Source organism: Klebsiella grimontii, from assembly GCF_900200035.1.
Lineage (GTDB): Bacteria > Pseudomonadota > Gammaproteobacteria > Enterobacterales > Enterobacteriaceae > Klebsiella > Klebsiella grimontii.
Genome location: NZ_FZTC01000017.1, coordinates 202,609 through 215,252, shown reverse-complemented (window position 1 = coordinate 215,252; position 12,644 = coordinate 202,609). Strand labels below are relative to the sequence as shown.

General features: G+C 57.1%; 13 protein-coding genes. 1 reads left to right on the top strand and 12 read right to left on the bottom strand.

Annotated features, from left to right (window positions below):
* Window positions 1-63: 63 nt before the first annotated feature.
* The 6 genes from ycfP to hinT are packed head-to-tail and all read right to left on the bottom strand — an operon-like array spanning window position 64 to window position 3,868.
* Window positions 64-606 (bottom strand): alpha/beta hydrolase YcfP, encoded by a 543-nt coding sequence (gene ycfP / locus KOSB73_RS13555; RefSeq protein ID WP_004132365.1) that lies wholly within the window; start codon window positions 604-606, stop codon window positions 64-66.
* Between the two features lie 36 nt (window positions 607-642).
* On the bottom strand, window positions 643-1,653 hold the full coding sequence (gene nagZ / locus KOSB73_RS13550) for a beta-N-acetylhexosaminidase (RefSeq protein ID WP_155552354.1): 1,011 nt from the start codon (window positions 1,651-1,653) through the stop codon (window positions 643-645).
* Window positions 1,654-1,684: 31 nt separating this feature from the next.
* A complete protein-coding gene (gene thiK / locus KOSB73_RS13545) occupies window positions 1,685-2,503 on the bottom strand; it encodes a thiamine kinase (RefSeq protein ID WP_049130240.1) in 819 nt (272 codons plus the stop codon).
* On the bottom strand, window positions 2,484-3,119 hold the full coding sequence (gene lpoB, locus KOSB73_RS13540) for a penicillin-binding protein activator LpoB (RefSeq protein ID WP_004131417.1): 636 nt from the start codon (window positions 3,117-3,119) through the stop codon (window positions 2,484-2,486). Before lpoB ends, thiK begins: the two co-directional genes overlap by 20 nt.
* Window positions 3,120-3,131: 12 nt before the next feature.
* Window positions 3,132-3,506: a YcfL family putative periplasmic lipoprotein gene (locus tag KOSB73_RS13535; RefSeq protein ID WP_004131416.1), complete on the bottom strand. Its 375-nt coding sequence runs from the start codon at window positions 3,504-3,506 to the stop codon at window positions 3,132-3,134.
* Window positions 3,507-3,511: 5 nt separating this feature from the next.
* Window positions 3,512-3,868, bottom strand: coding sequence for a purine nucleoside phosphoramidase (gene hinT, locus KOSB73_RS13530; protein WP_004112181.1), 357 nt, complete (start codon window positions 3,866-3,868; stop codon window positions 3,512-3,514).
* A gap of 353 nt (window positions 3,869-4,221) precedes the next feature.
* Here hinT and fhuE point away from each other — a divergent pair, with 353 nt between their 5' ends.
* Window positions 4,222-6,405, top strand: a complete 2,184-nt coding sequence (gene fhuE / locus KOSB73_RS13520; protein ID WP_370513477.1) for a ferric-rhodotorulic acid/ferric-coprogen receptor FhuE — start codon at window positions 4,222-4,224, stop codon at window positions 6,403-6,405.
* A 102-nt stretch (window positions 6,406-6,507) separates the two neighbouring features.
* Here fhuE and ptsG read toward each other — a convergent pair whose 3' ends face one another.
* From ptsG to pabC, 6 genes are all read right to left on the bottom strand, one after another.
* The gene (gene ptsG / locus KOSB73_RS13515; RefSeq protein ID WP_004132359.1) at window positions 6,508-7,941 is read right to left on the bottom strand and encodes a PTS glucose transporter subunit IIBC; all 1,434 of its coding nucleotides are present in this window, start codon (window positions 7,939-7,941) and stop codon (window positions 6,508-6,510) included.
* A gap of 297 nt (window positions 7,942-8,238) precedes the next feature.
* Window positions 8,239-9,033 (bottom strand): metal-dependent hydrolase, encoded by a 795-nt coding sequence (locus tag KOSB73_RS13510; protein ID WP_024359544.1) that lies wholly within the window; start codon window positions 9,031-9,033, stop codon window positions 8,239-8,241.
* A 10-nt stretch (window positions 9,034-9,043) separates the two neighbouring features.
* The gene (gene holB / locus KOSB73_RS13505) at window positions 9,044-10,048 is read right to left on the bottom strand and encodes a DNA polymerase III subunit delta' (RefSeq protein ID WP_064342464.1); all 1,005 of its coding nucleotides are present in this window, start codon (window positions 10,046-10,048) and stop codon (window positions 9,044-9,046) included.
* On the bottom strand, window positions 10,045-10,686 hold the full coding sequence (tmk, locus tag KOSB73_RS13500) for a dTMP kinase (protein ID WP_004132353.1): 642 nt from the start codon (window positions 10,684-10,686) through the stop codon (window positions 10,045-10,047). Before tmk ends, holB begins: the two co-directional genes overlap by 4 nt.
* Window positions 10,676-11,698 (bottom strand): cell division protein YceG, encoded by a 1,023-nt coding sequence (gene yceG, locus KOSB73_RS13495; protein WP_064411149.1) that lies wholly within the window; start codon window positions 11,696-11,698, stop codon window positions 10,676-10,678. The genes tmk and yceG overlap by 11 nt, the downstream gene beginning before the upstream one ends.
* A gap of 2 nt (window positions 11,699-11,700) precedes the next feature.
* A complete protein-coding gene (gene pabC / locus KOSB73_RS13490) occupies window positions 11,701-12,510 on the bottom strand; it encodes an aminodeoxychorismate lyase (RefSeq protein ID WP_049086483.1) in 810 nt (269 codons plus the stop codon).
* Window positions 12,511-12,644: the final 134 nt, after the last annotated feature.

Here is a 12,644-nt window from a genome sequence, read left to right as displayed (position 1 = left end):
CGTGAAATCGCAAAATCGATAAAAAAAGCCCGCGATGTTGGCACATCGCGGGCCGGGAGGAGATCAGCCGAGGGTTTTAAAGGCCTTTATTCGCTGCAGATGCGGGGAGATGTTTTTAAATTTGTGGGTCTGCTCTTCATCCCAGATTATCTCATAGTAATGGTGCAGCAGCTCCGCCGAACGCTGGCTATTCAGCGCTTCGTCCTGGCGTGACAGCACCACCAGGCAACGGTCGCGGTTTTTTTCGCGGAAATTGTTAACGCACTTGGTAGCGATATCCGCATACTCTTCCGGCCGATCAATCCTCCCTTCCATGTTTTCATTGGGAAACAGGTTTGGATTAAAAATGGCCTGGCGGATATCGCAAAGAAAGCCAATTCGCTCCGCCCAGAAACCGCCGAGACCCACGCCGCAAATCAGCGGCCGATCGTCGGCGCTCAGCTGCAGCATCTTATCGACCTCTTTTAATAAGTGCTGCATATCATGTTTGGGATGCCGCGTGCTGTAGCTAATCAACCGAACATCGGGGTCAATAAACTGAAGCTGAAGCACCTTCTCATGGTTACCGGGGCTGTTTGAGTCAAAACCATGTAAATAGATAATCATCGCATCCTCACCAGACAACAACGCCTTTCAGGTTTATTACGCGGATTTCGCCTCTTGCCAGCGCGCGTGAAGCTGCTCAAGCTGCGCGCTGATCGTCTTCCAGCGGGCGGAATCCCTTAACGCCTGACGGCTAAAGGAACCTTTATGATACAATTTCGTAACACGCTCTGCTTTGATCGGCGACAGGTTATCCAGCACGCTGACCGCACCCTTACGATTATTGCAGACGAGGATCATATCGCAACCCGCATCCAGCGATGCCTGGCCGCGCTCGGCGTAGCTGCCCATAATCGCCGCCCCTTCCATCGAGAGATCGTCAGAGAAGATGACCCCATCGAAGCCCAGCTCGCCGCGCAGGACCGTTTTTAGCCAATGCGCGGAGCCGCTGGCCGGGCGCGGGTCGACGTCGCTGTAGATAACGTGGGCGGGCATAATGGCGTCCAGCCGCTGCTCGCCGATCAGCGTACGGAAGATGGACATATCTCTGGCGCGAATTTCCGCTTCCGCGCGCGGATCGCGCGGCGTCTCTTTATGGGAATCGGCCGTCACCGCTCCGTGTCCCGGAAAGTGCTTACCGGTGGTTTTCATGCCCGCAGCGTGCATGCCGTCAATAAAATGACGAGCTATCGCCAGGGCTTTGTCAGGATCGTCGTGATAAGAACGCTCGCCAATAGCGGCGCTGATATGCCCAACGTCCAGCACCGGCGCAAAGCTGATATCAATATCCATGGCGATCATTTCGCTGGCCATCAGCCAGCCGGCCTCTGCGGCCAGCTTACCGCCCTCCTCCATGCCGAGCAGCGCAGCGAAGGACTGCGCTGCGGGAAGACGGGTAAAACCCTCACGGAAACGCTGCACGCGCCCGCCTTCCTGGTCTACCGCCACCACCAGATGGTTGCGCGAAGCCTCGCGGATCTGGCGAACCAACTCGCGCAGCTGCGCCGGATCGTGATAGTTGCGGGTAAACAAGATCAGCCCGCCAACCAAAGGATGCGCCAGAATCTCACGCTCTTCCGCATCCAGTTCAAAACCTTCGACATCCAACATTACCGGACCCACACCCACCTCTCTTATCCTTTTACTTTTTGTCTAACTGGCGCCATATCTCATCCGCCAGCGCAATAAACTGCCGGTCGCCGGTTTGCTGCCAGCGCCGCTCGTACCAGCCCGCCATCAGCAGCCGCACCCACGGACGCCAGCGCTGAATTTGCCGCCAGAGCTGATGCTCATCGATGCTCGCCTGTCTCGCGTATTCTGCGGCTAGCCGACGATGCGCGGCGGGATCGATCCACACCGCCGCCAGCTCCAGCGCGATATCGCCATCGCCCGCATATTCCCAGTCAATCAGCCGCAGCCCCGCCTCGCCGTGAACGATGTTGCCCGCATGGACATCCATATGTAACGGGGCGAGGCGCAGCGGCCGAGGCTCGCCGCGACGCAGCAGGCGTTTATGCCAGCGCAGCCACCTTGGCGTACGCCGCGCGGGGCTGCACTGTTGCCAGTACAGCTCAAGCAGCGGCCGCAGCGCGATACGCCAGCCAAAGCGCGGCTGCCGGTGCAGATGATACAGTAACCCTGCGAGCGCCGGACACTCCGGTAACGCGTTGACCACGTCGCCAGTGCAGTATTCCACCACCATCCAGGCGGGAGAATAAAAAACCGGCGCGGGCGCTAAGGAATCGGGAAGGCGTGACAGGACATGATACTGACGGCGAAAATCGCAGGCTGGCGCATGCGGATCGTGCGGCTGGCGCAGCACCCGCCTTTGCCGACCATCGCTGAGAATGCAGCTGCCGCCACTCAGCCCGTTTTGGGACAGCGCGGCGACAGGCCTATAGCGCGGGAAAAAGCGCGACAGAACCTCGTCGCGCGTAAGCTTATTGTTGCTGAACTGCACCTTTACCTGACCAGATAATTTCGCCGGTCTGTACCAGCATCAGCTGCATTTTCAGCTCAGGTGAATTGACGTTGCCGGTCGCGTTGGAATAGAGCACATATTGTGCGCCAACGGTACGCGCAATGCCCATCGCTTTGCTGCGGCTGCCAAGGCTATCCTGCGGCGACAGGCCGAGCTGCTGTTTGGCTACGCCCAGCTGCTGCTGAGAGACCAGGGTGAATTTTCCGTTGCCTTCCAGCGCGTTGCGCAGCGCCGTGGTGGCCTCACCGGCATTCAGGGTGCCGTTGGTGCGGTTATTGACGCTGTCGACCAGCAAAATACTCCCCGCATTCACGCCGCTGGCCTGCAGCATCTGCCCGATCATCGGCTGCACCGCGGAACTCCAGTCAAAGTGACGTACGCGCGGCGCGGGCTGAGCTGGCTGCTCGCCGTGTTCAATCGGCCCCGGCTGCGTAGGGATCGCGGGAATAGTCGGCACAGTCGGCTGCGGCTGAACCGGCTGCTGCGGCTTCGGCTGCGCTTCCTCAACGGGAGCGGGTTCCTGACGTTGCCCCACGCATCCGGCAAGGAATATCGCCAGTGCGGTAACTAATGCATAGCGACATAGTTTAATCATTACGATTACCTCTTACAGATAAAGATAAAGTCGGGCTTTGTGCGCCCCCAGAATATTGGCGCTGCCATACAGCGTAACGGAAGAGTGCGCCGGAACCGTTATACTGCGCGCCGGATCCAGCGGATGCATTTCCAGCCCCCTGGCGTCATACCAGAAAAAGCGATAATGCACGGTCACCGGCACCTGGCGTTCATTAAACAATCTGGTGGTCGCCGTCGCTTGAATCTCGGATGCGGTCACCGTCGGTACTTCAGCGCTAATTCCCGCCGCCAGTACGTTTGATTCCATCACCAGACTTTGCCGATCGCTGACCGGAATTTCCGGATGCGAACCGCACCCGGCCAGTAACGTCACGGCCAGAAGTGCGCCGAAATGGGCTGCGCGCATGGATGTTAACCTTTATGAGCCAGCATCGGGCCTAATGGACGACCGCCCAGCAGGTGCATATGGATATGGTAGACCTCCTGGCCCCCGTGGCGATTGCAGTTGACGATCAGGCGATAGCCATCGTCGGCAAGCCCCTCGTCGCGGGCGATTTTCGCCGCAACGGTCATCATGCGTCCCAGGGCAAGCTCATGCTCTGCGGTCACATCGTTGACGGTGGGAATCAGGATATTGGGAACGATTAGAATATGGGTTGGCGCCTGCGGAGAGATGTCGCGAAAAGCGGTAACGAGCTCATCCTGATAAACCACATCCGACGGGATCTCCCGGCGAATGATTTTGCTGAAAATCGTTTCTTCTGCCATGACTGATTCCTTAATAATTTTTATACCGTGCTCTGGCCTGCCTCTGCAGGTAAACGCGGATGCACAGGATTCCCCTAAGAGTATGAGCGAGTTACTCCCCCTCTTTCAACCTGAATGCGTTTTTTCTTACGCGACTAAGCGCTTAGCTGCTGACGGATTAAGCGTTTCTCAGCGGCATGCGGTGCCGCGCTCGCGAAAGCGGCCTGCGGACCGCTATTTTTACCCTTGTTTACACATTAAATATTAATGCGTATATTTCTCATTTGTATTCACAATAAAAGCAGTGCGCTGACAATCGACCGGGGCCATAGCGCCGCAGCGAATAACAACTATTGAATGATCAAGGGTTTATGATGTCTCTCTCCACCAATTCCCGGGATGGGCGAACCGCGCCGTCCCTGCTTGCTGTAGGCATAGCGCTGGCGCTGTTTCCAAACCTTAGCCAGGCAGCCGGCGCCGCCGAAGACACTATCATTGTAGAAGGTTCCTCAGATAGCGCGTCGGATACACAAGAACAGGACTACAGCGTCAGAACCACCTCAGCCGGGACCAAAATGGAGATGGCCCAGCGCGATATTCCGCAGTCGGTCAGCATCATCACCGGGCAGCGGATGCAGGATCAACAGCTACAAACCCTGGGCGATGTGATGGAGCATACCATGGGGATCAGCGGCAGCCAGGCGGATTCCGACCGCACCAGTTACTACTCCCGCGGTTTTGAGATAGACAACTATATGGTCGATGGCATTCCGACCTGGTTTGAATCCCGCTGGAATCTGGGCGACGCGCTTTCCGATATGGCTCTCTTCGAACGGGTTGAGGTCGTGCGCGGCGCTAACGGCCTGCTGACCGGTACCGGCAATCCTGCTGCGTCGATCAATATGATCCGCAAGCACGCGACCAGCCGGGAGTTCAAGGGAGAGGTCTCGGCGGAGTATGGCAGCTGGGATAAGCAGCGCTACGTTGCGGATATGCAAAGCCCGCTGACTGACGATGGCAGCGTAAGGGCGCGCATTATCGCGGGTTATCAAAACAATGACTCGTGGCTGGATCGCTACAACAGCGAAAAAACGTTCTTCTCCGGCATTCTTGATGCCGATCTCGGTACATCGACCGCTTTATCCGCCGGCTACGAGTATCAGCGTATCGACGTGAATAGCCCGACATGGGGCGGTCTGCCGCGCTGGAATACCGATGGCAGCAGCAACCGCTATGACCGCGCCCGCAGCACCGCCCCGGATTGGGCCTATAACGATAAAGAGATCAACAAAGTCTTCGTCACGCTGAAACAGCGCTTTGCCGAGACCTGGCAGGCGACGATGAATGCCACCCATTCCGAGGTCAAATTCGACAGCAAAATGATGTACGTGGACGCGTACGTCAATAAAGCGACCGGAATGCTGGTGGGTCCTTATAGCAGCTACGGTCCGGGCTATGATTACGTCGGCGGTACCGGCTGGAACAGCGGCAAGCGTAAGGTCGACGCCGTTGACCTGTTCGCCGACGGCGGCTACGACCTGTTTGGTCGCCAGCACAACCTGATGATCGGCGCCAGCTACAGCAAGCAAAATAACCGCTATTTCAGCGCCTGGGCCAACGTGTTCCCCGATGAGATTGGCAGCTTCAATAACTTTAATAGCAGTAGTTTCCCGGAGACCAGTTGGGGCCCGCAGAGCCTGGCACAGGACGATACCACGCGAATGAAATCGGTATATGCCGCGACGCGTTTTTCCCTGCTTGACACGCTGCATCTGATCGTTGGCGTCCGCTATAACAACTGGAGTATCGAGACGCTGACCTACAACATGGAGAAAAACCATACCACCCCCTACGCCGGGCTGGTTTACGACATCAACGACAACTGGTCGGCCTACACCAGCTATACCTCCGTGTTCCAGCCGCAGAACAAGCGCGATAGTTCCGGTAAATACCTGACCCCGATTACCGGAAACAACTATGAAGTGGGCCTGAAGTCCGACTGGATGGACAGCCGTTTAACGACGACTCTCGCCCTCTTCCGCATTGAGCAGGATAATCTTGGCCAGGCGACCGGCGGGCAAATCCCGGGCAGCAACGGCGAAGCCGCCTATAAAACCGTCGACGGTACCGTGAGCAAAGGGGTGGAGTTTGAAATCAACGGCGCGCTCACCGATAACTGGCAGATGACCTTCGGGGCGACGCGTTTTGTCGCTGAAGACAATGAAGGCAATGCGGTGAACCCTAACCTGCCGCGTACCAGCGTCAAGCTGTTTACCCGCTACCGTCTGCCGGTAATGCCTGAGCTGACCATCGGTGGCGGCGTAAACTGGCAGAACCGGGTATATAAAGATACCGCTACGCCGTACGGCACCTTCCGTGCGGAACAGGGCAGCTATGCGCTGGTGGATATGTTCACTCGCTACCAGGTCACTAAAAATTTTGCTGTGCAGGGTAACGTCAATAACCTGTTCGACAAAACCTACGACACCAACATCGATGGTTCAATTGTCTACGGCGAACCGCGCAACTTCAGCATAACGGCCAGCTATCAATTCTGATAAGCAGTCAACGTCACGGGAGCCGCCGGGCTCCCTTTTTGATGCCGGATGCCCATTAAAAAAGGCAGCCAGTTGGCTGCCTTAGTCTCCCCATATCACAACTTAGTTGCTGCGGATGTATTCATCCATTTCAGTTTTCAGGTTATCGGATTTGGTACCGAAAATAGCCTGAACGCCTGAACCTGCAACAACCACGCCTGCGGCACCCAGTTTTTTCAGGCCAGCCTGATCAACTTTCGCCACATCCGCCACGCTGACGCGCAGACGGGTGATACATGCGTCAAGGTTAGTAATGTTCTCTTTACCGCCGAAAGCGGCAATCAGTGCCGGAGCCATTTCGCTGGTGGCGCCAGCTTTGCTGTCTTCGGTTGCATCTTCACGACCCGGGGTTTTCAGATCCAGCGCTTTGATCAGCACGCGGAACACCACGTAGTAAACGATCGCATAGCAGATGCCGACTATCGGGAACAGCCACAGTTTGCTGCTGTTGCCGGACAGAACGATAAAGTCGATCAGACCGTGAGAGAACGAAGTACCGTCACGCATACCCAGCAGGATACAGATCGGGAAGGCCAGGCCTGCCAGAATCGCATGGATAATGTACAGGATCGGCGCAACGAACATGAAGGAGAACTCGATCGGCTCGGTGATACCGGTCAGGAACGAGGTCAGCGCTGCGGAGATCATGATACCGCCCACTTTCGCGCGGTTTTCTGGTTTAGCAGAGTGCCAGATAGCGATAGCAGCGGCCGGCAGACCGTACATTTTGAACAGGAAGCCGCCGGACAGTTTGCCCGCGGTCGGGTCGCCTGCCATGTAGCGCGGAATATCGCCGTGGAAGACCTGACCGGCTGCGTTGGTGTATTCACCAATCTGCATCTGGAAAGGAACGTTCCAGATGTGGTGCAGACCAAACGGCACCAGGCAGCGTTCAATGAAGCCATAGATACCGAACGCCACAACCGGGTTCTGGTAAGCAGCCCACTGGGAGAAAGTCTGGATTGCGGTACCGATCGGCGGCCAGATAAAGGACAGGATCACGCCAGTGAAGATCGCTGCCAGGCCGGAGATGATTGGCACAAAACGCTTGCCCGCAAAGAAGCCCAGATACTCAGGCAGCTTGATGCGGTAGAAGCGGTTGAACATGTACGCTGCGATGGCACCGGAGATAATACCGCCGAGTACGCCGGTATCCGCCAGGTGTTTAGCCGCAATCTCTTCAGCAGGTAAATGCAGGACCAGAGGTGCAACCACGGACATGGTTTTTACCATGATGCCGTAAGCGACGACCGATGCCAGAGCGGATACGCCGTCGTTGTTGGTGAAGCCAAGTGCGACACCGATAGCAAAGATCAGCGGCATGTTAGCGAAGACCGAACCGCCCGCTTCCGCCATGACGTGGGAAACTACGGCTGGCAGCCAGCTGAAGTTTGCGGAACCGACGCCCAGCAGGATACCTGCGATAGGCAGTACGGATACCGGCAGCATCAGCGATTTACCGACCTTCTGCAGGTTAGCAAATGCATTCTTAAACATAATTGAGAGTGCTCCTGAGTATTTGGTGCTTTTTTACGTTTTCACGCATTGGCCCGGGGGGAGAACCGCGCCGTGGACAGGACATCTAAGCGCCCTTTATTTATTACACAGAGTAAAATAATTACCGGGATGATTGTTTGACGGCTATCACGTTTCAATCAGACATCCATTAAAAACTTACATTGGTTTACATAACTCGTGTCTGAATGTTGCCAAAAAACCTTCACCGCCCCATTTGTGGCGGTGAACTTTACTCGCTTTGGCTATTAATTACGAGCCTTAAAATAATAAGCAATATCAGAGAGGTTGCAGCCGGGAGGGGTCGATATGAAAAAGCGTAGCGAAATTTTCCGTGGTCTGTTGCGCCAGCTGCTCCAGCGATACGCCCTTAAGCACCGCCATATACTCGGCGACGTCCCTGACCATGGCCGGCTGGTTCTCTTTACCGCGATGCGGTACCGGCGCCAGATACGGCGAATCGGTCTCTACCAGCAGGCGATCGAGAGGGACATAGCGCGCAGCATCGCGAAGCTGCTCCGCATTTCGGAACGTCACAATGCCGGAAAACGAGATGTAGAACCCCATATCCAGCAGCTTACCCGCGGTCTCCCTATCCTCAGTGAAACAGTGTAGTACGCCACCGCAATCCGTCACTTTTTCTTCGCGTAAAATTTCCAGCGTATCGGCGCGGGCATCGCGGGTATGCACGATAACCGGTTTATTCAGCTCCCGACCTATACGGATATGGTCGCGAAAGGACGCCTGCTGACGCGCTTTCGTTTCCGGCGTGTAGAAATAATCGAGCCCAGTTTCGCCCATCGCGACCACGCCGTCGTCTGCGGCGAGCTGGCGCAGCTCTTCAACGTCATACTCTTCATCCTGGTTTAACGGATGCACGCCGCAGGAGAAAACGACGTCGCGACGCTGGCCCACCAGTTCGCGCATACCGCGGTATCCCGGCAGCGTCGTGGCAACCGCCAGGCAAAATTTCACATCGCGCGCGGCGGCCTTTGCCAGCACATCGTCCACATCTTTATGCAGCGCTTGATAATCCAGGCCATCGAGATGGCAATGGGAGTCGACTAAAAACATGATGTCTCTCTCAGAGATGGGATACGGGAAGGACCGCCCCGGGTTGCAGGTAATGTTCCCAGCGCAGAAGGCGCTCGGTTAGCAGCAGTTCGCGATTAATGCCGACCACGCTCAGCAGCTGCTCGCGGCAGGCGCTGACGTCGCGCGCGATCGCCTGCAGGCGCGCCGCCGGCAGCGCAGCGGCCAGCTGATTGACCAGAGGCCAGACATCAGGATTGCTGATAAGGGTAATCCCCTGCTGCCTTTTTTGCGCGTCGACCAGCAGCGATGCCAGCCAGTGCAGGCGAATCGCGGCCTGTTCATGGTTTAACATCGGCAACAGCGTCAGCCAGTCGCCGTGGGTTAAAATATTTCCGAGAATCTGGCAAAGCTGCTGCCGCGGTGCCCAGTGAGCTTCCTGAAGCAGATCCAGCGCCGCCGCTGGCGCGTTGGCGCTCAGCCGCAGCGCCGCGAGCAGCGCGTCTTGTGACATTGTCACTTCTCGCTCTAACCACGCCAGCGCGTAGCGTTCTGAAGGCGGAGCGAGGTGAAATAACCGACAGCGGCTGCGCAGCGTCGCCAGCAGGCGCGCGGGTTCCTGACAGGCCAGGAAGAACCAGGTATTCTCCGGCGGCTCCTCCAGCGTTTTTAGCAGCGCGTTTGCCGCCGCGTCGGTCAGCATGGCGGCATCGCCGATCCACACCACCTTCGCGCCGCCCAGCCGGGCGTGTTCATAGAGCTTTTCGCTCACTTCGCGCACGGCATCGATGCCGAGCGAGCTCTTCCCCTTTTCCGGGGTCAACGCATAATAATCTGGATGGGTGCCGGCCTGCATCAGCTGGCAGCTATGGCAATGACCGCAGCTTTTATGCCCTTCCGGCTGGCGGCACATCAGAAAGCGACAAAGCGCATAAATCAGCGCATCGCTACCCATGCCCGGCAGGGCCTGAACCATTAGCGCATGGTGGCCGCGCCCCGCCTGATAGCTGGCAACCAGCTGTTCAAAGGGCGGGCGTAACCACGGATACCATTTCATGCGCCTTGCTCCGCGACCCACTGATTCACTACCGCCCGAATGTCGCGCTTCACGGCCTCCAGCGGCTGGGTAGCGTCAACGGTGCGTATAGTGGGATCCTGCGCCGCCAGTTCAAGGTAGCGCGCGCGGGTACGATTAAAGAAATCCAGCGACTCCTGCTCGATTCGGTCAAGTTCACCGCGGGCGCGGGCGCGCTTCAGGCCGACTTCCGGAGTCACGTCAAGGTAAAGCGTCAGATGGGGACGAAAGTCTCCCAGTACCGCGTCACGCAGGGTCGCCAGCATCGTCTGATCAATTCCGCGACCGCCGCCCTGATAAGCCTGGGTTGAGAGATCGTGACGATCGCCGATGACCCACTGACCGCGCGCCAGAGCGGGTTTGATAACCGTCTCCACCAGCTGTACGCGCGCCGCGTAAAACATCAGCACTTCCGCTTTATCATTAATCACTTCATCGCCGGTGGACTGAATATCCAGCACCAGGCTGCGCAGCTTCTCGGCCAGAATGGTGCCGCCCGGTTCGCGGGTAAACACCATATCGCTAACGCCCAGCTGTTTTAGCGTCTCTACCACACAATCACGCGCGGTGGTTTTCCCTGCGCCTTCCAGGCCCTCGATGACGATATAGTTACTGCGCATTTTTTTCCTTAAGTACTTTCAAATAGTCCTGGACCGAGCGGTTATGGCTGGCCAGGTTAGTGTTAAACGTATGTCCGCCCTTCCCGTCCGCGACAAAATAAAGGTACGGCGTTTTCGCCGGATGCGCGGCGGCGTTTAGCGAGGCCTCGCCCGGTGCGGCGATCGGTCCCGGCGGCATGCCGTTTATGACGTAGGTATTGTAAGCGGTTGGGGTTTCCAGGTCTTTACGCGTCAACTTGCCATTATAACTCTCACCCATCCCGTAAATCACGGTCGGATCGGTTTGCAGGCGCATACCGATCCGTAAACGGTTGATAAATACCGATGCGACGCGGTCGCGCTCGTCCGATACCGCCGTCTCTTTTTCGATAATCGAGGCCATTGTCAGCAGCTGGTTCTTATCGTGATACGGCAGATTCTCCATCCGCCCTTCCCAGACTTTATCGACCGCGGCAACCATCTTCTGATGCGCCCGCTTAAGGATCGCCACATCGCTGGTATTGGCGGTATACATCCAGGTATCCGGCCAGAACCAGCCTTCGACCCAGTCAGGATGCTCGAGATCAAGGGCCTTCGCGACGGTTTCATAGCTATCATCCGCCAGCGTATGCTTGACGTAAGGCGCATCGCGCAGCTGGCGCAGGTAATCGCTCACCCGCATCCCTTCAACGAAGCGCAGCGGAAACTGCGCCTCTTTTCCGCTGGCCAGCAGCTGCAGCATCTGGCGGACCGTCATATCAGGCGTGAAGCGATAGGTTCCGGCTTTAAAATGGGAGAGCTCAGGCTCGATGCGCAGCAGCCACTGGAAAACCCGCGGTCGGTTAATGACTTTATCGCTATACAGCTGTTGCCCAAGCGCCAGGCGCCCCGTTCCGGTGGCAAGAGTAAAGATAGTCTCTTCTTTAATCAGCAACTTGCTGTCCGCAAGCTGGCGAACTTTCCACATACCGATGCCCGCGGCAATGCCCAGCACCACCACCAACAGCAGGATGAAACGTAACATTTTCTTCATGACTAATCAGACAGCTCACACAAAGGGGCTAAAAAATGGTAAAGCTCGCGGGCGGACCAACATTTATCGTTCCAGCGGCGAACAGGCACCAGCGGCATTAAGGCATTACAGACCACGACCTCATCGGCTTCGCGTAACGCCTCGGGACGCATGGTGGCTTCGACAACGCGAAACGGCGATGGTGCCAGCTTAGCGAGAATGTACTGGCGCATAATACCGTTGACCCCCGCCTGATCGAGGCGCGGGGTAAAGACGTCGGATCCTTTACGCCAGAATACGTTCGCGGCACAGCATTCCGTAAGCCACCCGTCGCTGTCAAGGACCAGCGCCTCATCGGCGTCCGTCTGCTCAAGATGAGAACGAATCAGCACCTGCTCCAGCCGGTTAAGGTGCTTGAGTCCGGCGAGTGAAGGGTTGCGTCCCAGCCTGACAGGGCTCAGCGACAGGGAAATCCCCTCCTCGCGCCAGCGCAGATAGTGGGCCGGCCTGGGCGACACGCTGAGAATTCTCGTGGGATTGACGCAGCCCGCGGCGCTATAGCCGCGGCCGCCCGCTCCGCGAGTGATGATGACCTTCAGCACGCCATCCTGATGAGGCTGCGCCAGACGCGCCATCTCCTGCGCTAATAGCGCCCAGTCGTCATAGGGGATAAAGAGCTTTTCACAAGTCGTCTGCAGGCGGGCCAGATGGGCTGACAGCAGCTGAACCTGGCCTCTGAGGATGCGCGCAGTGGTAAAGCAGCCATCGCCGAACTGCACGCCGCGATCGTTCACCGCGAGCGTTTCACTTTCAGCGCCATTGATTAAAAACATAAAAGACTCCTTATCGCTGGCCGGTTAGTTTCGCAGGAGGAGAGACATTGAACAAGCGGAGAAAACCGAATAAAAAAGGCCCGACAAGCGGGCCAATTTTCGATGGGCATTGACGTCAACCGAGATGTTACGTC